The sequence below is a fragment of the Hymenobacter taeanensis genome (assembly GCF_013137895.1).
GTDB lineage: Bacteria > Bacteroidota > Bacteroidia > Cytophagales > Hymenobacteraceae > Hymenobacter > Hymenobacter taeanensis.
Genome location: NZ_CP053538.1, coordinates 313,888 through 337,077 on the forward strand (window position 1 = coordinate 313,888; position 23,190 = coordinate 337,077).

General features: G+C 59.8%; 21 protein-coding genes. 8 read left to right on the forward strand and 13 right to left on the reverse strand.

Going from position 1 to position 23,190, the window contains the following annotated elements; genetic code table 11:
* Window positions 1-155 precede the first annotated feature (155 nt).
* The 3 genes from HMJ29_RS01345 to HMJ29_RS01355 all read right to left on the reverse strand — a co-directional run bounded on the left by HMJ29_RS01345 (window position 156) and on the right by HMJ29_RS01355 (window position 2,481).
* On the reverse strand, window positions 156-785 hold the full coding sequence (locus HMJ29_RS01345; protein ID WP_171589797.1) for a M15 family metallopeptidase: 630 nt from the start codon (window positions 783-785) through the stop codon (window positions 156-158).
* Window positions 786-882: 97 nt separating this feature from the next.
* The gene (locus HMJ29_RS01350; RefSeq protein WP_171589798.1) at window positions 883-2,127 is read right to left on the reverse strand and encodes a serine hydrolase; all 1,245 of its coding nucleotides are present in this window, start codon (window positions 2,125-2,127) and stop codon (window positions 883-885) included.
* A gap of 144 nt (window positions 2,128-2,271) precedes the next feature.
* Complete coding sequence (locus HMJ29_RS01355; protein ID WP_171589799.1) at window positions 2,272-2,481, reverse strand: hypothetical protein; 210 nt, start codon at window positions 2,479-2,481, stop codon at window positions 2,272-2,274.
* Window positions 2,482-2,684: 203 nt separating this feature from the next.
* Between HMJ29_RS01355 and HMJ29_RS01360 the strand changes: the two genes are divergently transcribed.
* The 5 genes from HMJ29_RS01360 (at window position 2,685) to HMJ29_RS01380 (ending at window position 8,085) form a co-directional block, all read left to right on the forward strand.
* Entirely contained in the window at window positions 2,685-3,512 is an 828-nt protein-coding gene (locus HMJ29_RS01360; RefSeq protein ID WP_171589800.1) for a hypothetical protein, read from the forward strand.
* A 116-nt stretch (window positions 3,513-3,628) separates the two neighbouring features.
* On the forward strand, window positions 3,629-4,465 hold the full coding sequence (locus HMJ29_RS01365) for a rhomboid family intramembrane serine protease (RefSeq protein ID WP_171589801.1): 837 nt from the start codon (window positions 3,629-3,631) through the stop codon (window positions 4,463-4,465).
* 179 nt (window positions 4,466-4,644) lie between these two features.
* A complete protein-coding gene (locus tag HMJ29_RS01370; protein ID WP_171589802.1) occupies window positions 4,645-5,595 on the forward strand; it encodes a T9SS type A sorting domain-containing protein in 951 nt (316 codons plus the stop codon).
* Window positions 5,596-5,760: 165 nt separating this feature from the next.
* The gene (locus HMJ29_RS01375) at window positions 5,761-6,903 is read left to right on the forward strand and encodes an esterase/lipase family protein (protein WP_171589803.1); all 1,143 of its coding nucleotides are present in this window, start codon (window positions 5,761-5,763) and stop codon (window positions 6,901-6,903) included.
* Window positions 6,904-7,059: 156 nt separating this feature from the next.
* The gene (locus tag HMJ29_RS01380; RefSeq protein WP_171589804.1) at window positions 7,060-8,085 is read left to right on the forward strand and encodes a ferredoxin--NADP reductase; all 1,026 of its coding nucleotides are present in this window, start codon (window positions 7,060-7,062) and stop codon (window positions 8,083-8,085) included.
* Between the two features lie 7 nt (window positions 8,086-8,092).
* Here the strand turns inward: HMJ29_RS01380 and HMJ29_RS01385 are convergent, their stop codons facing one another.
* Together HMJ29_RS01385 and HMJ29_RS01390 are read right to left on the reverse strand one after the other, a co-directional pair.
* The gene (locus HMJ29_RS01385; protein ID WP_171589805.1) at window positions 8,093-8,761 is read right to left on the reverse strand and encodes an outer membrane beta-barrel protein; all 669 of its coding nucleotides are present in this window, start codon (window positions 8,759-8,761) and stop codon (window positions 8,093-8,095) included.
* Window positions 8,762-8,950: 189 nt separating this feature from the next.
* On the reverse strand, window positions 8,951-11,383 hold the full coding sequence (locus tag HMJ29_RS01390; protein ID WP_244678695.1) for a glycoside hydrolase family 31 protein: 2,433 nt from the start codon (window positions 11,381-11,383) through the stop codon (window positions 8,951-8,953).
* Between the two features lie 207 nt (window positions 11,384-11,590).
* Here HMJ29_RS01390 and HMJ29_RS01395 point away from each other — a divergent pair, with 207 nt between their 5' ends.
* Together HMJ29_RS01395 and HMJ29_RS01400 are read left to right on the forward strand one after the other, a co-directional pair.
* Entirely contained in the window at window positions 11,591-12,646 is a 1,056-nt protein-coding gene (locus HMJ29_RS01395) for a glycosyltransferase family 4 protein (RefSeq protein WP_171589806.1), read from the forward strand.
* Window positions 12,647-12,668: 22 nt separating this feature from the next.
* Window positions 12,669-13,139, forward strand: coding sequence for a YdeI/OmpD-associated family protein (locus HMJ29_RS01400; RefSeq protein ID WP_171589807.1), 471 nt, complete (start codon window positions 12,669-12,671; stop codon window positions 13,137-13,139).
* Between the two features lie 347 nt (window positions 13,140-13,486).
* On the opposite strand, the gene HMJ29_RS01405 is transcribed toward HMJ29_RS01400, so the two are convergent.
* The gene (locus tag HMJ29_RS01405; protein ID WP_171589808.1) at window positions 13,487-15,547 is read right to left on the reverse strand and encodes an alpha amylase C-terminal domain-containing protein; all 2,061 of its coding nucleotides are present in this window, start codon (window positions 15,545-15,547) and stop codon (window positions 13,487-13,489) included.
* A gap of 352 nt (window positions 15,548-15,899) precedes the next feature.
* Between HMJ29_RS01405 and ggt the strand changes: the two genes are divergently transcribed.
* The gene (gene ggt, locus HMJ29_RS01410; protein ID WP_171589809.1) at window positions 15,900-17,627 is read left to right on the forward strand and encodes a gamma-glutamyltransferase; all 1,728 of its coding nucleotides are present in this window, start codon (window positions 15,900-15,902) and stop codon (window positions 17,625-17,627) included.
* A gap of 78 nt (window positions 17,628-17,705) precedes the next feature.
* Here ggt and HMJ29_RS01415 read toward each other — a convergent pair whose 3' ends face one another.
* The 7 genes from HMJ29_RS01415 to HMJ29_RS01445 form a co-directional block, all read right to left on the reverse strand.
* On the reverse strand, window positions 17,706-18,071 hold the full coding sequence (locus tag HMJ29_RS01415) for a hypothetical protein (RefSeq protein ID WP_171589810.1): 366 nt from the start codon (window positions 18,069-18,071) through the stop codon (window positions 17,706-17,708).
* Between the two features lie 109 nt (window positions 18,072-18,180).
* Window positions 18,181-18,564: a hypothetical protein gene (locus tag HMJ29_RS01420; protein ID WP_171589811.1), complete on the reverse strand. Its 384-nt coding sequence runs from the start codon at window positions 18,562-18,564 to the stop codon at window positions 18,181-18,183.
* 139 nt (window positions 18,565-18,703) lie between these two features.
* Window positions 18,704-19,045 (reverse strand): hypothetical protein, encoded by a 342-nt coding sequence (locus tag HMJ29_RS01425; RefSeq protein ID WP_171589812.1) that lies wholly within the window; start codon window positions 19,043-19,045, stop codon window positions 18,704-18,706.
* A gap of 103 nt (window positions 19,046-19,148) precedes the next feature.
* Window positions 19,149-19,706, reverse strand: coding sequence for a YceI family protein (locus HMJ29_RS01430; RefSeq protein WP_171589813.1), 558 nt, complete (start codon window positions 19,704-19,706; stop codon window positions 19,149-19,151).
* A 96-nt stretch (window positions 19,707-19,802) separates the two neighbouring features.
* Window positions 19,803-20,324 carry a hypothetical protein gene (locus HMJ29_RS01435; protein ID WP_171589814.1) on the reverse strand — a complete coding sequence of 174 codons (522 nt, stop codon included), beginning with the start codon at window positions 20,322-20,324 and terminating at the stop codon, window positions 19,803-19,805.
* 665 nt (window positions 20,325-20,989) lie between these two features.
* The gene (locus tag HMJ29_RS01440) at window positions 20,990-22,375 is read right to left on the reverse strand and encodes a sensor histidine kinase (protein WP_171589815.1); all 1,386 of its coding nucleotides are present in this window, start codon (window positions 22,373-22,375) and stop codon (window positions 20,990-20,992) included.
* A 68-nt stretch (window positions 22,376-22,443) separates the two neighbouring features.
* The gene (locus tag HMJ29_RS01445) at window positions 22,444-23,109 is read right to left on the reverse strand and encodes a response regulator transcription factor (RefSeq protein WP_171589816.1); all 666 of its coding nucleotides are present in this window, start codon (window positions 23,107-23,109) and stop codon (window positions 22,444-22,446) included.
* Window positions 23,110-23,190 lie beyond the last annotated feature (81 nt).

Below are 23,190 nucleotides of genomic sequence, written 5' to 3' on the forward strand. Positions count from 1 at the left end.
GTTTACGCTGCAGCCTTGCTATTGCCGTCACAGCTGGGCCTCGGCTTCTACGCGAACCTGCAACCTATCATTTCCAACTTTCAGCAGGCGGTGCCAGGGTTCTGCTACCTGCTTGCCTCTGGTAGAAGCCAGCAACTCCATATGCTCAGGCCGTGCTACACCTTCACGGCGGCAAACGGTAAATCCAGCAAGTCAAACTCGGGCCAGCGCTCATGGTCAAAGTGCCACCACTCGCCGGGGTAGTTAACGAAGCCATAGTAGTGCATAGTAGCCAGCAAGATGCTGCGGTTAAGCATTACGTGGGCGGGCAGGTCGCCGTAGCGGGAGCGGGCGGCGGGCGTTATCTCGTCAAAGTCGGTGGGCAGTGGCACCCGTTCTCCGTTGCTTAGTTTCACCAAGCCCACATCTACGGAGCAGCCTCGGTTGTGGCGGGAGCCGCGCCAGGGCGGCGCCGCGAAGTCTTCGTCCTGAATCTGCTCGTACATGCGAACCGTTACGCTGTAGGGGCGGTAGGCATCATACACGCATAAGCCCAGGCCACGCGCTTTTAGGCTTTCCTGCACCTGGGCTAGAGCATCGGCCACCGGCTCCCGCAGGAAGGCCCGTGCCTCGGAGTACACGGCCTCACCTAGCAGGTTATCAGGGGTGGCGTAACGTATGTCGAGCACCAGGGAGGGAATCCGCTCGGTTAGGTCCACGAGCCGTTGTCCCGCCCTGGTCTGCACCAACTGCTGGTATTCCTCTACGGAAGTAATGACGGAAAGCCCGTAAGACGACTCAGACATACACTAGGTAACCTCAACTTCAATTCTAACACAGGTAGCTCTATCTGTACGCCCCTCAAGCGCTACGGTTATGCAATAACGCCTACAAGCCCCTCACCTACCGTCGCTTTTGGGGCTTCCGCTTCCGCTCATACTCGTACACCACTTCTCCCAACCGATGCAGGAAAGGCAGGCCTACGGTGTCGTATTCGTACTTATCATCATTCAGCACGCCATCGGAATTCACATATACCACGGCGCTCAGCAAAAACTCTACGTTTTGCTCAGGGTTCCGGATGTAGGCGTTGTCAATCAGGAAGCCATAGGCCTGTCCAATCTTGTTGAAGATCTGTACTCCGGCCGGTAACGGGCCAGCGGCTCCTCCGGCCAGCAGGAACTTGGCGTAGTTATCGGGGTAGGCGGCTGGAGAGTAGCGCGGGTGTTGACTGGCCTGGGGCACCATGCTCAGGTAGCGCCGCAGGAAGCGCGTGTCGGCGGAGTCAAGGGCCAGCTGCTGTGAGGCAGGCACTGCTTCCGGAAACAGGATGGCCCGCAGCACCCACTGCAGGTCGGGCAGGGAGGTAGTGTTTTTGGTAGAGAAGTCTAGGGGCTCCTCTAGGCGCTGGTTTCCCTGGAAGTGGGCCTGCCCAATGCGCAACCTACGCTGCCGCACGCCAGGCCACTCGCCCGCGAAGACAGCAGCCGGCTGCCCATATAACGGGCGCTGCAGGGCAGTATCAGCATAAATTGTGATGGGGTTTGCGTGCCGGGCGCCGGGGTCCTGGTCGCCCACGGAAAGGCGGTGGCGCAGCACCGTGTGGTGCAGGCCGTGGCGCTGCAAGCCTTCGTTCAGGGCCGCCGGGCCTACAAACTCATACAGTCGGTTGTAGGCGTCGTTATCACTCACCAGCAACATTTTACGCAGATATTGCGCTAAACTGGCCCGCCCCGTGGCGCTGCTGGTATCGTGTAGCACACGCGTCTGGCCGGCAAACGCCGAATCAATTCGCCACGGCGACTCGGGCGTGAGCCCCGGAATAGAGGCTGATAACGCGCGCAGCTTCTCCAGGGCGAGAACTGCGGTGGGCAGCTTAATGGAGCTGGCCGGGTAAAAGTACTCCCGCGGCCGCACCCGAAACTGGTAGCTCCGAAAGTGGGGCTGCCCTTGCGCGTCGCGGGTAATCTGAGTGTACAGGATCTGGAGCCGGTGGGCCTTGGCCTGGCGTACTACCGGGGCCAGCGCCGCATCTTGCCGCAGCAGGCGCCGCAGGGGGTTACCGGGTTGAGCCTGCGCTAACGCCGGCAGCAGCGCCAGGCCACTCAGGCAGCCAATCCGGCAGAAAAACTGAGAAAACACCTCCATATACGGCAAGTTACACGCTGCTGCTCAGCAAGCACGGCCCGGCTTAAAACGGTCATTCCGGGCATCGGAAGAAACCAGGCCAATCTGTAAGCAGATTAACTCAGGTTTCTTCCGGTGCCCGGAATGACATGATGGCGCTATACCTTAGCTGGTGTGCTTGGGGCCACCATCAGGGCCAGATTCGGCGCCGCCTTCCAGGCCGTTGGTCTGGTCGGCATCACCGTAGCCTCCCCGGATGCCGTCGCCCTCGTCCTGGGCAAGGTCGCTTTGGTGGGTTTGCGGGGTTTCACCGGACTGGTTTTCAGCTTTTTGCTTATTGGGTTGTTCAGCAGAGTTGGGGGTGGGCGTGTTCATAGAAAAGGAGTAAGAAATGATGATGCCTCAGGAAAACCAGGCCGGGCCTGGCTTTGGCTATACGCCAGTGCCGGGCTGCGGTTGGGCTCTGGGGGCTCTGCTGCTTTTTTTGCCGCGGCGCACGCCTTATCTTGCCTGCCAGGGCCTTCTGCGCGTGCTAGGCCACTTGCCTGCTACTCTACCGCTTTCTATTTCTAGTCAGTATGTCTGCCCACGGCAACGATACCTTCCTGCAAAAAACCGATGACGAGCTGCGTTACTTAGTGCAGCACTCTGAGTTTTACCATTCTGCCCTGATAATGGCGGCCACGCAGGAGCTGCGCCGGCGCGGCATTGCACTGCCCACGGCTCCCGCAGAGCCCTCCCCCGCCCTCCTCCCCTATGACTATGAGGAACCGGAGCCGGCGGCCTGGCGGCGCTGGCTGCCCGTGGCGCTCGGGCTGGTGCTACTAGGCCTGGCGGGCTGGCTCATTCTACGCCCCAAAGAGAACGTTGCCGCTATAAAGCCGGCAAGTACGGCCCCGGTGGTACTGGAAGCCGTAAAAACGCAGCGCCTCCCTGATTTTGAGGCCACCACCAAGGCCCAGGTACAGCAGGTGCGCCAGCAGCTGCCCGCCGCCGACCGTGCTGATACAACGGCCACCGGCCGCTACCTACGCATGGCCCGCCGCTACTTTCTGGCCGAAAACCAGGCCGCTTACCTCACGCAAATTGCCCAGGGCGACTCTGCCGCCGCCACGTTTCCTGGCCAAATTGACCTCACGCTGGAGCGCATCAGCTGGTTTATGAAAGCCAAGGCCTACAACCAGCACCTGCACCCCATCATGGAAAAGCGCCTGACCCTGATGCAGCAGGCCCTGGTACTGCGCAAAAACTCGCTGCTGAACTTTAAATCGCGTTACGAAAGCGACCAGCCCATGATGGACCGCGACATGAACCGGGCCGACTTTGAGGCGCGCGACATCAGTAATGAGCTGCGGGGCAAAGCCTCTGAGCGGGCCCCTATTCAGGGCAACATCACCGACCTCTAGGCCACTGCGCCCGCAATCCTGTCAGGTGCGTTGGCCCTGGCAGGATTTATGACGCCCACTAAGGGCGCGAAGTAGCACCCCAAACGTATTGGCGTGCTACTCCGCGCCCTTCGCTCATGTCGGCCCCTGACCCCACCAGCTACTTTGCGCAAAAAACCGATGCCGAGCTGCTCTACCTGGCGCAGCACGCCCAGCGCTATCCGGCGGCGGTAGCGCAAGCGGCCGTGCAGGAGCTGCAGCGCCGGGGCCTGATTCCGGAGGAGCTGCCGCAGGGGCCACCGGTTCGGCCGCAGCCTTCGGCTTCGCCAGACCTAACGGGCTGGGCTTTTCTGCGCCAGATCAGCCGCGGGGTTTTCTGGCCGCGCCCCGGCTATTTTGTTACACCTCTACTGCTATGGCTTAACCTACTGGCCTACGTGCTGCTGGCCCTGGTTGGGCAGAACCCCCTCAACCCCACCGCGCCTGATCTGGTGCGCTGGGGTGCCAATTTCACCCCACTTACCCTGCATGGGCAGCCCTGGCGCCTGCTTACCAGCTGCTTCCTGCATGGCGGGCCGGGGCACTTGCTTATGAATATGTCGTCGTTGGTGTTTCTGGGGCTGATGACGGAGAGCCTGACGGGGCGCGGCCGGCTGCTGCTGGTGTACTTGTTAAGCGGGGTGGGTGGGGGCCTGCTCAGTTTGTGGTGGCACAGCCAGGGCGTACTGTCAGTAGGAGCTTCGGGCGCCATTTTTGGGCTCTACGGGCTGCTTCTGGCTACGCTGGCGGGGCACCCTACATCCTTCGACCGCTCTGCCCGCCGCACCGTGCTAGTTCTGGTGTTTTATCTGATGGCCAGCAGCCTCGCGGGTGGCCTGGAGGCCTACTCCACCGACAATGCCGCCCACGTGGGCGGCCTCCTCACGGGTTTTGTGCTGGGCTGGATCTGGCCTGGTAAACAAGTTCATTTATAACTCGTTATAATCTGTAATTGGTGGAGGCAATGCCGTTCGGATAAGTCTGTGAGAGCATACACATTGTGCAGCTTTCAGAACACTTTATTGTCTGTGTTGTATATTTTCCACGAATACTGCTCGTCTACCTTATCATCCGTACAAGAGGCCATTGGGCTTTTTATTTTCCCTTCCATTTTATGAAACTACTCCTACGTACTGTGACGGCGGCGCTGGCAGCGCTGCTTTACTCTTCTGCGGCGCTAGCGCAAACGGCCCCCACCGTGCCCAACGGTGCAATGGAGACTTGGGTAACGCGCAACAGTGGCGAGGTTCCGCAGAGTTGGCTTAACGTGGATGACGTTATTGCTTACCTCGCCGACGTGCCCAGCTTGCCGGTGTCTTCCCTCACCATGACCAAGTCTTCGGATGCGCATGGTGGCAGCTTTGCCGCTCAGCTGGAAACCAAGGTATTTGCCGCCATTCAGCAGTCGGTACCAGGCCAGATGTTTTTGGGCACCCGGCTTAACCCTAATGGCAGCGGCGACTTTTTTGGGGGTATCCCCTACACCAGTCGTCCTACGCGCTTGCAGTTCTGGTATAAAGCCACCATTGCGCCTAATGCGGCCGATAAGCCCGCCTTTGCCATTCAGCTGCTGAAAACGAACGGTGGCACTACCCAGGAGGTGGCCTACATTGACGGGCTGCTGCCGGAGGCATCTACCTACACGCTTGTAGATGTGCCCATTACCTATTACCAAACCTTTGCGCCCGACACCATGCAGATGTTCTTCACGAGCAGCCACCTGCAGAACGTCACCGTTGGTAACAAGCTCTCTGTGGATGATATAACCCTGGCGGGCGTAGTTACGGCTTCCCGCAACCCGGCCACCGAGTCGGCGCTGCAGATTTACCCCAACCCCAGCAAAGGCGGAGAATTCTCGCTGGCCTCTCTGGGTAATGCCGCCATCTCAACGGCGCCCTTCATAGTGTCTGACGTTACGGGGCGTGAGGTACTGCGCCAGGCGGCAGCCTCCCCCGCCGACTCGCACGGCCGACTGGTAGACTTACGCGGCCAACGCCCTGGTTTGTACACTCTACGCCTGCAAACTCCAGAAGGCCACATTGTGCGTAAACTGGTAGTTGAATAGCCGCCGCGGTTTCCGTTTCCTCTTCTCGTCCGGCCACTGCAGTTAGCAGCGGCCGGACTTTTTTACGGGTGCACTGTTTGCTGTTCAGTGACCCACGCCCCGTGGGGCATGTTCTGCCGAAGTAATACTTACTTGCTTCCTCTATCACCCGCAACTCGTTACCCCGTGTCAGAAACGCCAGACTCTACCGCATCTACCTCCGCAGCTGGCGGCAGCCGGTGGCGCCGGGTGGCCGCCGCGGCCGGGCGCGTTGCGCGGGCCCCACTGGTGGGGGCCGAGTTTCTGTACCGGGCCGGGCAGGAGAACATGCACTTTACCCTGCCGGTGCTCAACGGTGCCTTCGGCGACCAGCTTGCGGCGCGCCAGGATTCCCGGACCATTCAGATGAGCTTCCGGCGTCATGAGGCGGACGTACCCGTGGCAGATCTGCGCCTCACCCCAGGCCCTACGGGGCGGCCCCAGAAAACGGTGGTATTTCTGCACGGCCTTATGGGCGATGAAATTATCTGGCAGGCGGGTTCTACCACGGGCCCGCGCTACGGCCCCGCGCTTCAGCAGGACTTAGGCGCGTGCTGCCTCTACGTGCGCTACAACTCGGGACTGCATATTTCAGAAAATGGGCAGCAGCTACACCAACTGCTAACCGAACTGGTGCGCGCCTTTCCGGCTGCAGTGGGCGAGCTGGTGCTGGTAGGCCACAGCATGGGCGGCCTGGTTATCCGGAGCGCCGGGTATTACGCTGAGCAGGAGGCCCGGAGCGGCAGTGAGACGGCTACGGCAGAAGGGCCTGGTCTGGAGCCTACCCAACCCGCCAGCTGGCTAGGCCACCTCCGCGACGTGCTACTGTTGGGCGTACCCAACGATGGCTCATTTTTAGAGCAGAACAGCTTTTTCACTTCCCTGATTCTGCGCAAAATCAACCTGTGGCCTACGCGGTTTGTGAGTGGCCTGATTGACCAGCGCAGCAACGGCATCAAAGACCTGCGCCACGCCCGGCTGGTGGAGCAGGACTGGCAGAACCCACACGCCGACGACCTGTTTCCGCCCCGCACGGTGGTGCCGCCCCTACCCGGCGTGCACTACCACATTCTGGTGGGCTCCCTGTTGAAGTCGGCTACCTCGGTGCTGCATGAGTATTTCGGCGACGGGCTGGTGGGGGCCGGCAGTGCTCACGGCCGCATCTTCCGCGACCCAGCCGCCCCACCCGACCTGCGTATTAGCACGCAAGTGTACCCCAAGCTCCACCACGGCACCCTGCTCAGCAACCCCGAAGTATATGCCTACCTGCGCGATGTGGTGGCACAATAACGCACATCGTAAACCTGACTCACACCGCAAGTGGCCCCCTACAAGGTATGAGCAATGAGTGACGCTATCAGGTCTCGGATAAGGTTCCTCCCACTTTGTTGATTACTCATACGTGGCAGCTCTTGCCCTTCCAGAAGAAACCGAACACATGCTTTCGTGACCATTCCACTGCGCATTACGCATATTCAAGAAGAAGCCCCGCAGGCCAAAACGTTCTGGCTGGAGCCGCCCTACTCTATTCAGTACCGGGCCGGGCAATACCTCACGCTGCTCCATCCGCGCCACCCGGGGCTGCGGCGGTCCTATTCGCTGTCATCGGCGCCGGAGGTGGATAGTGGCCTGACCATCACGCTACGCCGGGTGGCCAATGGGTTATTCTCGCGGTGGCTGATTGATGAAGCGGCCGTGGGCGATGAGGTGCTCACACTGGGAGCCGGCGGGTTGTTTACGCTGCCCACGCACTCAGAAGTGGCCTACGAGCAGTTGCTGCTGTTTGCCGCCGGCAGCGGCATCACGCCGGTATTCTCCCTGCTAAAGTCGGTGCTGCACACTCAGCCCGAAGTGCGGGTGCTGCTCATCTACAGCAACCGCACCCCCGAGGATGCCATTTTTGGGCGAGAGTTACGAAAGATGGCAGCGCGTTACCCCGGTCGGCTGCACGTGGAGTTTCTCTTCAGCAATTACCCTGATCTAGCAAGGGCGCGGCTGTACAAAGACTTGCTCGTAACACTTGTGCAGCAGCACGCTACCACCACCCCGGCCCGAATGCTGGCCTACGTATGTGGCCCCCTCGATTACATGCGGATGTGCACGTATGGTTTGCATGCCCTAGGCCTATCGGCCGACCGCATTCGGCGAGAGAATTTTGTGCCGCCCCCTTCTACCCGGCCTGCTCTTCCGCCTGATACGGCCACGCGCACTGTGGAGGTGGAAGTAGGCGGGCACACGCACCGTCTCCCCGTCGCCTTCCCCGATACCATTTTGCGAGCCGCCCGCAAGCAAGGCCTGACCTTGCCCTACAGCTGCGAGGCCGGCGTGTGCGGCAATTGCGTAGCCCGGTGCGTATCGGGGCACGTGTGGCTTTCCTACAACGAGGTCTTGACTGAGCGTGACCTTGCCCAGGGCCTCACGCTGACCTGCGTAGGCCACCCCGTAGGCGGCAACGTACGGCTACTTGTGTAATCAGCTCCTAGTAAGCCGGGGCTCCAAACCGGTAGCTAACCCCCAAATTAGCCCCGAACCCGGGGGCTAATCCCCAAACCGAGACAGGTGGAATTTTCGTGTTCTTGCTTATTAGCAGTTCTCCACCGATAGAAAGGTGCGGCCCCAGCAAGTAGCGTAGGCCCAGGCCACCCACTAGGTGAGGCGTGGTTTCACGAATGGGTTGATAATAATAGGCCGAGCTAGCTCCTGTTGTGGTGCTGGTGCGGTAAGCCGCATCTTTTTGCATTCCGCTCACCACTGCCAGACCTAGCAGCCAATCAAATTGCAGATGGTGGCTCGGCTGGCTTCGGTTAAAGCGAGCCAGGAGCGTTACCGCAGTGCTGCGTGTTTCCTCACGATACGTGAAATCATACAGCTCCCCGTCAACCTGGCCCTGGTTATGGGTTTGATTGACCACCCGGCCATACTGCACTTCAGCCTGCAGTGACACTTTAGGGGTGACGGTGTAGCCCCCCATCAGGTACACTGGCCGAGCCCGAACGTAGGGCCGGTTAATAGAATAATAATAGTGGTACCCGGCCCCAGCCCCAACATACCACTTGCCCGCTGCGGGCACCGAATCGGGTGTTTGCGCAGTAGCGGAATAGCAGTTAAGCACTGCAGCAGCTCCTATAAGCACAGGTAAACGCATCATGGATAGCACGTAACAATCAGTAAATAAAGCAGGCCGAATATATATCTATTTCGCAGCTGGTTTATCTGAAGTACTGTTCTAGCTGCTTTATTATTTATTCTATTGCTCTGATTGCGCCTGCCTCCAGCAGCACAAAAAAGGCTTCCAGCACTGCGCTGAAAGCCTTTTTGTAAGCAGTAGCAAGCTCCTCTACCCAATCACCAACTCCGTAAAACTAGCCCCAACCACTACGCTCGGTAGGCTGAGACCGGTTTCGGTAATAGTTTCTTCCCCGTCTGCAGGAGTACCATCGAGGCTGAACGCGGCGGCCGCAAAGGGCAGGCCGTGCAGCACCACGCGGTAGGTGGTAAAGGTGGGCTGATAGTCGCCCTCGGTTTCCTGCTGCAGCACCAGGCCGGTTTCGGTGCCTTTCACTTTAAAGCGGCGCGTAGTGCTCTGGCCGTTCTGGTAACCGTAGCCCTCGCCCCCATCCTCATAGAGCACACTGGTTTCCGTTCCGTTCTTGTAGTACACGTGCAGGGTCACTTCTTCTACCACTTTCTCGCCTACGTATTGCATCAGCGGGTACATGGGCAGTACGGCACCGGCCTTAATGAACAGCGGAATCCGGTCGAGGGGGGCGCTGGCCCACACTTCGGCGCCGCCGGCTTTGGCCTCATCGGTCCAGTAATAGAACCAGTTGCCACGGGGCAGGTACATCCAGCGGCCATCGGCGCCGGGCGTAGTAATGGGGCACACCAGCAGATGGTCGCCGAGGGCAAACTCGGCCATCCGCAGGTAGGTATCGGTGTCGGTCTGGTCGAGGAAGGCCAGGGGGCGCAGCATGGGCGTGCCTTGCTGCGTGTACTGCCAGAAAGTGGTGTACATGTAGGGCAGCAGGCGGTAGCGCAGCTCAATAAAGCCCTTGGCCAGCTCGGCGTACTGCTCCCCGAAGCTCCAGGGCTCCTGGTCGCCGTGGTCGCCGGAGCTGTGGGTCCGGAAGAACGGATGGAACGCTCCCAGCGCTACCCAACGCACGTACAGCTCCCCATCGGGCGTGTCAATAAAGCCCCCGATATCAGACCCAATAAAGCTGAAGCCCGAAATGCTTAGGCGCTGGCACTGGATGTTGGCCAGCCACAGATGCTCCCAGGAAGCCACGTTGTCGCCGGTCCAGCCGGAGGAGTAGCGCTGCCCACCCGAGTAGGTGCTGCGCGTGATGGTGAACGGGCGGTTGGGGTAGCTGAACTGCTTCACACCGGCCGCCGTAGCCCGCGCCATCTGCATGCCGTAGATGTTATGGGCCTTTTTGTGCGAGGCCTGGTGACCGTCGTAGCTGAAGCGCACATCGTCGGGGAAGGTGCCCTTCTCGAACACGGCGGGCTCGTTCATGTCGTTCCACACGCCCTTCACCCCGTCTTCCTGAATCAGGCCCTTAAACAGGCCGGCCCACCACTCGCGCACTTCAGGGCGGGTATAGTCGGGGAAGTTGCAGAGGCCGGGCCACACAGAGCCCTTCATCAGGGGCCCATCGGCGCGGCGGCAGAAGTAGTCATTGGCCAGCCCTTCGCGATACACGCTGTAGTTGGGGTCAATCTTGATGCCGGGGTCAATGATGACAATGGTCTTGAAGCCATCCTCGGCCAGCTCCCGCACCATGCGCTTGGGGTCGGGGAAGTGGGTGGGGTTCCAGGTAAAGCACCGGTAGCCATCCATGTAGTCGATGTCGAGGTAGAGCGCGTCGCAGGGTATCTGCCGGTCGCGGAAGCCCTTGGCAATGCCCTTGAACAGGCTCTCGGGGAAGTAGCTCCACTTGCACTGGTGGTAGCCCAGGGCCCACAGCGGGGGCAGCTCAGGCGGGCAGGTCAGGCGGGTGTACTCCTCGGTTACTTCCAGCAGCGAGGGGCCGTAGATGAAATAGTAGTTCATCTCGCCGCCCTGCGCCCAGAAGCTGGCTACGTCGGCCCGCTCAGCGGCAAAATCAAAGGAAGCCTTAAAGGTGTTATCGAAGAAGATGCCGTGCGCAATTTTCTGGTGCAAGGCCAGGAAAAACGGAATGTTCTTGTAGAGCGGGTCGGAGCCCTTCACGTAGCCGTAGGTATCGGTACCCCAGTTGGTGAACTGCTTGCCGCGCAGGTTCATGTTCTCGGGCTTGTCGCCGAGGCCGTAGTAGTGGGCGCCGCTTTGCACCAGCTTGCTCATCTTCACGATGTCGTTGCCGGTTTCGTACTCATACTCCCAGTGAAAGCCTTTCTCGTCTTCGCTCAGCACCGAGCCGGAGCGGTCGAGCACGCGGCTGGCCAGGTTGGCTTTCGAGATGGTGCAAATGAGGCGGTCGGTGGTGATGCGGTAGTGGTCGAGCTTCTCCCGAAATTCCAGGAACTCGGGCTCCTGCCGGGCCGGCACTCCTTCAGGGAAAGCGTAGCTGAAATCGGGGGCAAACCCGTTATCAGTAGCGAACCGGAAGCGCAGAACTTTATCAGTAATTACCTGAAGCTGGAGCTGGACGTTGTTGTCGCACTGAAAGAGAAAATCAGCCCCAGACTGCTGACAGGAAACGACTTGGCCAGGATAAAACTCCTGCTTGGCCCGTGCGGCCAAGTCGTTTACCATGTAATTGTTCTCCTGAATAGTATCGGCCATGGTAATGAAGAGAGAGAAAGTAACACAGACCCAGCACTGGCCGCGCCAGCAGAGTCTGTTTAAGCCTGCAAGGTAAAAATGATTCCTGCGACTTCGGGTGGGCTACGGTTGAGTTTTTCGGAAAAAGGCCTTTTTAGGACACGGCGGGCGGCATTTTTCTCTACCTTGCCGTACTAGGTTAGTGCCCGCCTTCTGTTATGCCCCCTTATGACGCCTGCTGCATCCCACGTACTGCTACTCGGCTGGGACGATTCTCCCCGCTCCGGCGAGCAGTCTGCTCCGCCCGTATTGACGCTCGTTCAGGCGTTGGCGCCCCACACGCCACTGGCCATTGTGCTGCCTCGCCGGTCCATCACGCTCACGGCCGCTCCGAACGCTAACATCACCGTATTATCGGAGCTCACGCCTGAGCAAGTCAAGGCTTTTCCGGCTCGTCCGGATCATGCGGCCGGCTGGCAAGTTCCGACCGCGCCCTACCTGGGTAGTTCAGCGGGTGCAGCGGGCACCGCTGGTGGGCAAGCGCCACTGGCTACGCCCGTTGAGCCCTACATTGGCCGCTCGGCGCAGTCAGCGTCTATATCCACTGCGCCAAGTACTACTGAAGGTACCCAGCCCACAGCGCCTGCCGGCATTGCTGCCTTGCAAACGCCCCAGTCACTGCCTCAGCCAGTTATCCCTACGGGCGGCCTGCTAAACCACGATGAGTTTGAGGATGACGGGGCGGAGCCTGACGCTACTGAGGCACAGGACCTTTCGCAGCCGCAGGATGATCTGGTGCCAAACGTTGCAGCCGCTGAAAACTCAGCGCCAGCAGCCCCCACCAATGGCCTGCCCGATAGCCTGGCGGCGTTGCAACTAACCCCAACTGCTGAGGCCGACCTTAACTACCAGGTAATTCAGTACGCCCGCCTAGCCTCCCGGCAGGTAGCGGCGGAAGACGTTACCGTGATATATGCCTCGGACTGGCCTACGTGGCTGGCGGCTATGGAAATCAGGCAGCAAACGGGCCGGCCATTGGTACTGCACGTGCACAGCCTGGCCCAGGACCGCAATACGCCCGCCGACCGCGGCTGGATTCTGGAGCTGGAGCGCATTGCCATGCGCCGGGCCGACGTGGTGCTGGCCGCGTCTGAAGCCGTAGCCGAGCGCGTGCGCGCTGCCTACCCGGCAGCCGCCCAAAACCTTCAGGTAGTATCTTCTGATGATACTGCTGCTTTACAACGCGTGCTGGGCCAGCTGGAATCAGGCTGGGCCCGCCGTTAGACTGTCTTTTACTTTCCCTTACATGAGTACACCTACCGCCCAACACGAATTCGACGCCGACCTGGAAATGGATGCCTCCGACAATGGTGTTTTTCTGGTTGTTCCCTTTAACGTGCAGGAGCTGTACGGCACCACGGCGGCCTTGCCCATACGCGGCACCATTGATGGCTTCCCGATTCGGTTGAGCTTGCTGCCGCTGGGCAACGGCGAGCATATGCTGCCCGTGCGCAAAGAAGTTCGGAACGCCATTGGCAAAAGCTGGAGCAGCACGGTGCACGTAATTCTGGAGCGCGACACCGAGGAACGCCCCGTAGAAGTACCCGCCGAGCTCACCGACGCCCTGGAATATGCTGGCCTGCAGCAGAAATTTAATGAGCTGCCCTACGGCCGCCGCAAGGAGCTGGCCAACTGGGTAGGCCGCGCCAAGAAAGGCGACACCCGCGACGAGCGCGCCCAGGAAGCCGTACAGCGCATCAAGACCGGCGCTAAATAGTGGCCCAGGCTAGTCTAACAATCAGAAGGCCCCGTTGCGCTAGTCGCAACGGGGCCTTCTGATTGTTAGCCAAGAACGAGAGGCTGAGCGAAGCTGAAGCGTTTCGCGTACTGATGTTGCCAGAGTAGGCTATCTGGAGCTACGCCATGCTTGATCTGGCGTCTGCGCAGCCGAAGCATCTCAACCTCTGGTTACTAACCTGGCCTAGAACAACAACGAAGCGGTAGAGATGCTTCGGCTGGGTTCAGCACGACGGATACCTTTACAATCGTAGCACGCAAGATGGCTCGATGGGCTCAACATGACGTTCATTTCTGGCCGTTGGTCGTTCTAGGCCACTCCTGGTTTTATATCCTAGTTAGCACTAGGGCGGTGCGGCTGGTTACGTAGAGGCTGAGCTTGTTTACACCGTCTTCCTCAAAGGTTTCGTAGGTGAGGCTGTTATCGATGCGGCCAAAACCGCCGAACTGGGTATCATCGGAGTTGAGTAGGATGCGGTAGCGACCACCCAGCGGCACGTAGAAGCGGTAGTCGGGCACGCTGCGGTCTACGTGGAAGCTGAAGACGAAGAGCAGGTTACCCCGCTCGAAGATGAGCACCTGGTTGTTCGTATCGATGTTCAGCTCGCGGGCAATGCCGGCGGCGGTGGGGCTGAGCAGGCGCGTGGCTTTGGCTACCTTAATCATTTCCTGATCGAAGCGCAGCAGGTACTGGAACTTCAGGTCGGGGTTATCGGCCAGGCTCCACTGGCGCCGGGCAAAATGGTAGCTCCAGTCGTTGCCCTGGCGCGGGAAGTCCACCCACTCAGGGTGGCCAAACTCGTTGCCGATAAAGTTGAGGTAGGCCTCGCCGCCCAGGCTGAGCGTAATCAGCCGGATGAGCTTGTGCAGGGCAATGCCGCGGGCCGCAATGGGGTCGGGGTCGTCTTTGTGCATGTGCTCGTAAATGGCCTTGTCGAGTAGCCAGTGGGCCAGGGTTTTGTCGCCTACCAGGGCTTGGTCGTGGCTTTCGGCGTAGGCCACTGTCTTCTCGCCCAAGCGGCGGTTGGTGAGCACGTGCCAGAGGTCATGCAGGTTCCAGTCCTCATCGCGGGTGTGCTTGAGCAGCTTGATCCAATAATCCGGAATGCCCATGCCCAGGCGGTAATCAAATCCAATGCCGCCCTCCTCAATAGGCCTACACAGGCCGGGCATGCCGCTCATGTCCTCGGCGATGAGAATAGCGCTGCGTTTCAGCTCGCGCACCAGCGTAGTCACCAGCTGCAGGTACAGGATGGCATCATCGTCGGCATCGGCGCCAAAGTATTGCTCATAGCTCCCGAAGGCCACGCCCTCGCCGTGGTGGTGGTAGAGCATGCTGGTAATGCCATCGAAGCGGAAGCCATCGAAGTGAAATTCCTCCAGCCAGTAGCGCACGTTGCTGAGCAGAAACTGCTGCACCTCGGGCTTGCCGTAGTCGAAGAGCTTAGAGTCCCAGCCGGGGTGGCTACCCCGCTCGCCCTCATGAAAGTACTGCCCACCTGAGCCGTCGAAATCGGCCAAGCCCTCGGCCTCATTCTTCACGGCGTGGGAGTGCACCACATCCAGCAGCACCGCAATGCCGCGGCGGTGAGCTTCATTGATGAGGTGCTTCAGCTCCTCGGGCGTACCAAACCGCGACGATACGGCAAAGAAGTTGGCCACGTGGTAGCCAAACGACCCGTAGTACGGGTGCTCCATGATGGCCATGAGCTGCAGGCAGTTGTAGCCCTCCGCCTGAATGCGTGGCAGAAGGTGCTCGGCAAACTCCAGGTAGGTGCCAATGCGGCCTTCCTCAGTGGCCATGCCCACATGGGCCTCGTAGATGAACGGCTCCCGCACGCAATTCGGAATCCGGAATTTCTGGTCGGTCCATTCAAACGCGGTTTCGGGGCGCCACACCTGCCCCGCGAAATCGTGGGTTTCGGAGTTTTGCACGGCCCGGCGCAGGGTGGCCGGCAGGCGGTCTTTGCTGCCTTTGCTGGTTACCACATGCACCTTGAAAAGGGAGTGGTGGGTAAAGCGGTTCTGATATTCCTTATCGGCCAGAAACACTTCCCACACGCCATCGGTGCCGCGCGTAAGCGGAGTGGCCTGCCGGTCCCAGCCATTAAAGTCACCAATCAGGTAAAGCGCTTCGGCGGCCGGGGCCCACTCCCGAAACCAGTAGCCCTTGCGGCGCGCATCGTAGTTGAGGCCTAGCCGCTGATGCGCCAGCGCAAACTTGCTCAGGGAGCCGCATTGCTGCCTGATTTCATCGAGGCGCTGCTGCAAACGTTGCTGTCGCGCCCGAAGCACTGGCTCAAAGGGCGTCAGCCAGGGGTCCTGCTGCACCATGGGAAGCAGGTCAGCAACTTCATCGGTGGCGGTTGTGGTGGTATCAGTCGTCATAGCGAAAGGCACAGGTAGGTGTGGTCCAAAGCTACGCGGATTGAGGAATTTAGGATATCGATTGATGAAATGGTTATACAGTGATAGAGTAGATTAGGCCTAGGCCGCCTGCCATTCGAGCGGAGCAAAGCCCCGTAACCCAGAGTAGCTAATGGTTCCTTATTTCTGTGTCAGAGCTTCTGAAAAAACAAAAAAGCTCGTATTTCCATGGTAGCCGTACTGCCCTCTAAACAGGTCAACGCTCTGCGCACACGAGCCGGAATGATTGCGTCGTCCTGGGTTCGGGCAATGGCACTACTCTCATTCACCACATCACAATTTCACGACTTCTCCTTCTTCGTACCTTGCCTGTATGAAACGCCTCTTCTACCCGCTGGCTTTGGCCGTACTGGTTGCTTGCACCACTACCCAAACCACTACCTCCCCTACTGCTGCCACCTCCCTAACGGCGCCCGTGCCGGCGGCCACGCCCGTAGTCACCGACCAGGCCATGGTGGTATCAGCCCACCCCGAGGCTACGCGCATTGGAGTAGAGATATTGCGCAAGGGGGGCAATGCGTATGATGCGGCCGTAGCAGTGCAGTTTGCGTTGGCGGTAGCTTTTCCGGTGGCGGGCAACATTGGCGGCGGTGGCTTCCTGCTCTACCGCGGCGCCGATGGGCAGGAAGGTGCCCTGGATTTCCGGGAAACGGCCCCCGCCGCCGCTACCCGCGACATGTACCTCGATAAGCAGGGCAATGTGGTGCCCAACCTAAGCACACTAGGCCACCTCGCGGCCGGCGTACCCGGCACGGTGGCCGGCATGGTGGAGCTACACAAGAAGCTGGGCAAGCTACCCTGGAAAGATGTGGTGCAGCCCGCCGTAGAGCTGGCCTCAAACGGAATTAAACTGACGAACAAGGAAGCCGCAGGCCTGAACGGGCAGCGGGAAACTTTCGCGAAAATCAATCCCTACAATGCCTACTTAAAGCCAGCACCTTTCAATGAGGGCGATGTGGCAAAAAATCCTGAGCTGGCCCGTACGCTAGAGCGCATCCGCGACCAGGGTCGGGCTGGTTTTTACGAGGGAGAAACGGCCAGCTTATTAGTAGCCGAAATGCAGCGCGGCAACGGCATCATCAGCAAGCAAGACCTGCTGAACTACCAGCCTAAGTGGCGCACTCCCCTGCACGGCGAGTACCGCGGCTACGACGTGCTGACCTTTCCGCCACCCAGCTCCGGCGGCGTGGCGCTGCTGCAAATGCTGCAGATGCTGGAGCCCTACAACCTGGGCAAAGCCGGCTGGCACTCGCCCCAGGCCACGCACTGGATTACCGAAGCCGAGCGCCGCGTATACGCCGACCGTGCCACTTACCTCGGCGACCCGGATTTTGGCAAAGTACCCGTGGCGCAGCTGCTGGAGAAACCCTACAACAAGCAGCGCATGGCTACCACACTGGCCTACCGCGCCACACCCAGCGCCCAGGTATCGGCGGGGAGTGGCCTACCGGGCTATGAGTCAGATCAGACGACGCACTATAACGTGGTAGATGCTCAGGGCAACGCTGTAAGCTGCACCACCACGCTTAACGGCGCCTACGGCAGCAAAGTAGTAGTAGCCGGTGCCGGTTTCCTGCTCAACAATGAAATGGACGATTTCAGCAGCAAGCCCGGCACGCCCAACTCGTATGGGCTGGTGGGTGGCGCGGCCAATGCCATTGCGCCCGGCAAGCGCATGCTGTCCTCCATGACGCCCGCCATCCTGACCAAAAACAAGAAGCTGGCCCTGGTAACCGGCACGCCCGGCGGCAGCACCATCATTACCAGCGTACTGCAGTCGATTCTGGCAACCGTTGATTACGGCCTTAACGCCCAACAGGCCGTGGCCGCCCCGCGCCTGCACCACCAGTGGCTCCCCGACCAGATTGACGTGGAAGCCGGTGCCTTAGTCCCTGCTGCCCAAGACTCGCTCCGGGCCCGTGGCTATACCCTGAACCCACGCGGCTCCTGGGGCCGGGTAGAGGTGATTCGGGTGCTGCCCGGCGGCAAGCTAGAAGGCGGTGCCGACCCCCGCGGCGACGATACCGCCGCTGGGTATTAGATGCAGATACTTTCCATAAAGCAAGAGCCCCGCTACTGGTTAACCAGCAGCGGGGCTCTTGCTTTATGGAAAGATACTCTAGGAATTTTGGGCATCCTGAGTTGACTGCAGCTTACGGGCTATGCTGCTGAGAGCTTTTGATAGCTCATCGAGGGAGCTGAGGAAGCGCGGATTGACGTTGTCGACGAAGCTATTGATATGCTCAGCCAAGGTTTGCAGCATGTCGCTGATGGGGGCAGGATCGGAGCCGTTGAGGTAGCCTTTCAGCTGCAGCAAATCGGAGGCAAGAGTAGCATGGGCAGCCTCGCCGGTAGCGCGAAGCATTATAATCCAGCTATCAATGTTTTCGGAGGCTGAGTTCAGCGCCTGTCCTAAGTCTTCGGTACGCAGAATACGGAGGGAAGCCTCCAACTGGTCAGTGCTGGCAGAATTTGAGATAGACATACGGTAAGGGTTGGGTGAAACAACAGGAGCCTTTATGTACTCTATCCTTCCGCCCAGGGTTGGCCCCGGCTAAGAATACCACATAGGGCTTGCCTCATGAAGCTGAACCTTATAGCGTGCTGGCGGCAGCTTGCAGCGCCTGAGCCAGCTCCCGCAACTTACCCCCCGACTCGGCATCGGCGGTAGTAGCGGCTTGGGTGGTAAGCTCGGCTAGTTTCTGCAGAGAGTCCTTTACCTGCGGGCCATTAGGGTTGCCGTGGTCGATGGCGTTGTAGAGGTTTTGCAGCTCCAGAATGAGGGGCGCAAACTGGTTGCCTTCCACGGTCTGCAGCAGGTTCATCCAGCGGTATAGGTTGTCGCCGGCGGCGGGCAGCAGGTGGGGCAGCTGGGTGGTTTGCAGGGCGTGGAGGGTGGCTTCAAGGTGAGGCTGGCTGCCCGCCAGTACGGAGCCGGCGGGCTGCTCCTGGCCCGAGGTAGAGTGAGTGGAGTCCATGGAAAAGAAGGTAATGCTGATTAAAGGGCGACGCTACCTCAGGCAATGCGCCCGATTTCAGCCGTCAAAAAACAGCCTTGCCTACGGGAGGCAAGGCTTGTACACAGCGGCGCAGTGGCCTAGGAAGCCACTACACCTCTTACGACATTTTCAGGTTGCCGGCGGCCGTGATGAGCACCTGGCCCAGGTGGCGCAGGTGGTCACCCACACCGTCGTGCATGTTGCGGGCCATGAGGGACGTTTCCTGCCCGAGGTGCTGGAGGGAGTTGGCAATGGCTGGGCGGTCGTCGTTCTGTACGTGGCCGCGCAGGTTGCGCAGCTCACCCTGCAGGCCTGCCAGCGCCGAGCCACCTAAGCCATCCAGTGCCTGAATCCAGTTGTCGATGGCGGTGAGGCCGGAGTCGGCGGGGTGCTGGCCAGGATGCTCAAAGGCGTGGTAGATACCCTGGATAGTTTCTTCGATGCGGGCAGCGTGGTCCATAGTACAGAAAGGGAGTTGTAGAGTGAGATGTTGCTAAACTGTACGCCAAGGGAGCCGCCGGCGTTGCGCGTTGCGGCATTGCGTAGCGCTAGGCCACTCCGGCTCAATGCTTCGAGGCCACCACGTCAAACTCCAGCCGAAACTCATTGCGAATAGCATAGCTGCCCAGGTTCTGGAAAAAGCTGCTGGAGTTGTAGTTCACCCCAAACTGGGTGCGGTCGAGGGTGGCTACGCCTCGCAGGTGCAGCTGGCCATTGGGCAACGCACTAAGCGTGAGTGGAAACTGCACGGGCTTCGTGACGCCCTTGAGCGTGAGCTGGCCTAGCGCTTTGTTGCCTTTCATCTCTTGCAGCACAAACACGGCCGCCGGGTAACGGGCCACGTCAAAAAAATCGGGGCCGCGCAAGTGCTCAGCTAACTGGGCCTGCTCCTGCGTGATGGTGCGCATATCTAACTCAACGCGGCCATGGCGTAGTCGGCGGCCATCGTAGGCAATTTCGCCCTGCCTCATTTGCACGGTGCCACTGGGAGCATAGCCGCCCACCTCCGCGTAGCCCGTCCAGGTGATGCGGCTGGTAGCAGGGTTAAGTTGATAGGTGGCTGGCGCGGGCTGGAAAGCCCAGAGTCTTAGTAGAAGGAGTAAGAAGCAGTATGGTTTCATGAGAATTGAGAAGAAAGTCAATGGATATCCGTTTGCTTTTTGAGCCCGTCAGCACGGCTACGTGAGGTGCTGCTTGCGCATAAGCACTTACCCGGCCTAGCGAACGGTGGCCTCGGTTTCAACCAGGCCCATGCCCTTATAAAGCTTGCCGGCCTTGTCTTTGGCCAGAATGTACCAGAGCGCGTCGCCCCCGTAGAGGCGCTGGGCGTTGTCGGCGTAGCGGTAGTTTTTCGCGAAGGTGTAGGTGCGGCCGGGCAGCAAGCGGCCACCGGGGCACTGAAATAGCTCGGCAAACTCGGTGGGCGTTTCGCGCATGTTGGCTTGCCAGCCGGCCTCGCTGTACCAGATAAAGCTGCCGCACTCCACCACTTCCAGCTCGCCTACCTCGGAGCGCAGCATGGTGCTGTGTTTCCAGACGTAGCCGCCGGGTTGGGCGGGGTTGGGCTCCGGGTAAATGGGGTTGGGGGTGTGCCAAAGCGTGAGGCCCACGGGCACCTGCCGCAGCTTATCGGGCAGCGCACGGGCGTGGTCGGTCCAGGCCGGAGGCGGAGTGGTTTGGGCGCGCAGGCCAGGAGTGAGAGTTGCCAGGAGCGCTACGGCAGGCAGAAGCTTTTTCATGGTCATGATGTGGGGTGAACAATGGCCCAAAGCTGACAGCACCCAGCCGTCCAAACGCCCCGTTTCCGGTATCGGGGCGCCCCACATCATGATTTGGGCCCTAATCAGGAAGCAACCGCCTGCTCCGGAGTCACCTCTCACGGCCCATACTATACTTTAACTCAATTATTATCAGTATTTTATACCTATTACTGCAGGAGCTTTACTGTATCCTGATTTTTCCACGGCCCCGTGGCCCAGCTAATGCCCACTACCATGATACCCACTTCCTTATTCTTCCTGGTTCTGCTAATGGCAGTGCTCTCACTGGCCGGGGTGTATTGGCGCGGCACGCGGCAGCCCAGGCAAAACGGCTAGCAGCTTCAGGCTCTTATAGCATCACAGCTAAGCCCTCATTTGCCTGGCGGGTTGCTTCAGTTTCACCAGCAATCAGGTGCTGCTGCCACCAAACGGATTACTGCTGCCCTACCCCTGGTTGCTAGCGTTAGCTACGGCTTGCTGAGTTTCACAAGCAACTCCTGCCCTAAGCCGCCCCAGCTACTGCTGTAACGCCTGCTGCTTTACCACTCGTTGCGGTGCCGTTGTTGCGTGCGTAAAAGCCTCAGCCCTTTCCCAAGGCTCAGTCTCTTATGCGCAGCCTAGCGTATGATGCAGAAGCCATGCCCCTATTTTGCCGGGAACAGCAATGTGAATACGGTGCCCTGGCCCAACGTGCTGTCTACGGAGAGCTGTATGCCCAGCAGGGCACAGGCTTTGGCTACGATGGAGAGGCCTAGGCCAGTACCGCCAATATGCTTGTGGGCCAACGCGTCGGAGCGGTAGAGCGGGTCGAAGATGCGCGACAGATCATCGGCCCGGATGCCAATGCCAGCATCGGCGATAGTGCAGCGCAGGCCACCCGCCACGTCGGCCAGCTCGATGACGATGGTAGCGCCAGCCGGCGAATACTTCACGGCGTTGGACACCACATTATCCAGAATCAGATCTACCATAAAGGGGTCGGAGACCACGGCCTGGGTGGCGTGGTCCTGCACATCCACGCGAATGCGCTTGGCCCCCAGGTCGGCGCGGAGGCGGTGGAGTACATCATGCACACTGCTGAGCACCGAAAGCTCCTGGCGGCGCAGGCTCAGCATGCCGGAATCGTCGAAGCGGGCCAGCAGCAGGAGCTGATCTACGAGGTGGGTGAGGCGGTCTATCTCCCGGATGCTGAGCGTAATGCTTTCCACGTACTCGGGGGCGGTGCGGGGCTTGCGCACGAGCACTTCCAGGGTACCCTTGAGCACGGCCAGGGGCGTGTGCAGCTCATGGGAGGCGTCGGCGGTAAACTGCTTTTCCCGCTCTACGGCCTGCTCAATTCGCTCCAGCAGCCCATTAATAGCGGTGGCCAGCGTGTGCAGCTCATCGGGGCGGGGCGGCAGGGCAATCCGCTCGGCGAGGTTGCTGCGCGTGATGCGGTTGGTGGTGGCCGTAATGGCATTGATGGGCGCAATGCTGCGCCCCGCCAGCAGGCGCGCGCTGCCAAACAGGCCCAGCAGCACCACCGGAAATGAGAGCAGCAGCGCCACCCCCAACCTGTCAAGCACCTGCTGAGCCGCTTCGGAGGAAATGGCCGCCACCACGTAGCCCACCGGCTTTCCATCGCGCAGCACGGTCTCCTGCACCTGCCGCACCGCTTTCCCGCGCAGCTCTAGGTTCAGGAGCCGCTGCTGGGCCTGTTGGGGGTCAAACACCAGCTTATCGGCCTTCAGGTTGGGGGAGCGGTCCAGCAAGTGCCCGTACAGGTCGTTTATCTGAATAAAGAGCGGGTCCACGTCTACCTCGCGGTGCTCACGCTCTTCCCATTCATTTTTATGAGCGAAGTGAATGGTATGCCCAACAATGGTCAGCTCCTTGCTGTGCTTGGCAGCCTCAAAGCGCAAGCGGGCATCCAGGCCGGCGTACACCTGCTGGCGCACCACCAGAAATACCAGAGTGTAGGCCACGGCCACCAGCGCGGCGGTGGCCAGCATGTAGTGCAGCGCAATGCGGTTTTTAAACGTTAGGGCCATGATCATTAGAAACGAGAAGTGAGAAGTAAGAACAGCTCACTCACTGTTCACCACTCATTACTCCCCACTTAGTCGCGGGCAACATACCCAATGCCGCGGATGGTTTGCAGGTAGTCTTCGTCTTTGCTGAGGCGCAGCTTTTTGCGCAGGGCATTCATATACACGTCAATCACGCCGGTATTGTACTCGAAGTGAATGTCCCAGACGTTTTCAATGATGCTCTGGCGGCGGCATACATTGCCCTTGTGGCGCAGCAGGTACTCCAGCAAAGCAAACTCCTTCTGGGTCAGCGGTATTTCTTCGTCGTGGCGGAACACCTGGTGGGTAGCTACATCCAGCGCAATGGGGCCCACGGTGAACCGCTCGGGTGGCCCCGCCGCCGGCCGCAGCTGCACCCTGATGCGCTCCAGCAGCTCCTCAAAGTGGAAAGGCTTTTTGATGTAGTCGTTGGCGCCAGCCTGCAGGCCTGCAACGGTATCCTGCACGGTGTCCTTGGCCGTGAGAAAGAGCAGCGGCGTGTGATTTTGAGCAGCCCGCAGCTGCCGGCACACCTCCAGGCCCGAAAGGCCGGACAGCATCCAGTCCACCAGCAGCAGGTCGTAGGCCTGTTCCAGGGCCAGCGCCAACCCCTCGATGCCGTTATCAGCTACTTCCACGGCGTAGGCCTCTTCCTCTAGGCCCTGCTTCAGGAAGCGGGCAATGCCAGGCTCGTCTTCAATGACCAGGATGCGCATAGGATATGTTGGAATTTAAGAGCAGAGGAAAGGCAAGTAGTGTTAGAGGCTACGCTAATTCCCCTCCTCAGATGATGTTGC

Excerpts from the sequence above, each read along its gene's own strand:
- HMJ29_RS01390 (WP_244678695.1), bottom strand. The coding sequence starts at position 11,383 with ATGGCCGATACTATTCAGGAGAACAATTACATGGTAAACGACTTGGCC.
- HMJ29_RS01445 (WP_171589816.1), bottom strand. The coding sequence starts at position 23,109 with ATGCGCATCCTGGTCATTGAAGACGAGCCTGGCATTGCCCGCTTCCTG.
- HMJ29_RS01370 (WP_171589802.1), top strand. The coding sequence starts at position 4,645 with ATGAAACTACTCCTACGTACTGTGACGGCGGCGCTGGCAGCGCTGCTT.
- HMJ29_RS01345 (WP_171589797.1), bottom strand. The coding sequence starts at position 785 with ATGTCTGAGTCGTCTTACGGGCTTTCCGTCATTACTTCCGTAGAGGAA.
- HMJ29_RS01355 (WP_171589799.1), bottom strand. The coding sequence starts at position 2,481 with ATGAACACGCCCACCCCCAACTCTGCTGAACAACCCAATAAGCAAAAA.
- HMJ29_RS01395 (WP_171589806.1), top strand. The coding sequence starts at position 11,591 with ATGACGCCTGCTGCATCCCACGTACTGCTACTCGGCTGGGACGATTCT.
- HMJ29_RS01385 (WP_171589805.1), bottom strand. The coding sequence starts at position 8,761 with ATGATGCGTTTACCTGTGCTTATAGGAGCTGCTGCAGTGCTTAACTGC.
- HMJ29_RS01350 (WP_171589798.1), bottom strand. The coding sequence starts at position 2,127 with ATGGAGGTGTTTTCTCAGTTTTTCTGCCGGATTGGCTGCCTGAGTGGC.
- HMJ29_RS01430 (WP_171589813.1), bottom strand. The coding sequence starts at position 19,706 with ATGAAACCATACTGCTTCTTACTCCTTCTACTAAGACTCTGGGCTTTC.
- HMJ29_RS01405 (WP_171589808.1), bottom strand. The coding sequence starts at position 15,547 with ATGACGACTGATACCACCACAACCGCCACCGATGAAGTTGCTGACCTG.
- HMJ29_RS01360 (WP_171589800.1), top strand. The coding sequence starts at position 2,685 with ATGTCTGCCCACGGCAACGATACCTTCCTGCAAAAAACCGATGACGAG.
- HMJ29_RS01440 (WP_171589815.1), bottom strand. The coding sequence starts at position 22,375 with ATGGCCCTAACGTTTAAAAACCGCATTGCGCTGCACTACATGCTGGCC.
- HMJ29_RS01400 (WP_171589807.1), top strand. The coding sequence starts at position 12,669 with ATGAGTACACCTACCGCCCAACACGAATTCGACGCCGACCTGGAAATG.
- HMJ29_RS01435 (WP_171589814.1), bottom strand. The coding sequence starts at position 20,324 with ATGAAAAAGCTTCTGCCTGCCGTAGCGCTCCTGGCAACTCTCACTCCT.
- HMJ29_RS01420 (WP_171589811.1), bottom strand. The coding sequence starts at position 18,564 with ATGGACTCCACTCACTCTACCTCGGGCCAGGAGCAGCCCGCCGGCTCC.
- HMJ29_RS01365 (WP_171589801.1), top strand. The coding sequence starts at position 3,629 with ATGTCGGCCCCTGACCCCACCAGCTACTTTGCGCAAAAAACCGATGCC.
- HMJ29_RS01425 (WP_171589812.1), bottom strand. The coding sequence starts at position 19,045 with ATGGACCACGCTGCCCGCATCGAAGAAACTATCCAGGGTATCTACCAC.
- ggt (WP_171589809.1), top strand. The coding sequence starts at position 15,900 with ATGAAACGCCTCTTCTACCCGCTGGCTTTGGCCGTACTGGTTGCTTGC.
- HMJ29_RS01415 (WP_171589810.1), bottom strand. The coding sequence starts at position 18,071 with ATGTCTATCTCAAATTCTGCCAGCACTGACCAGTTGGAGGCTTCCCTC.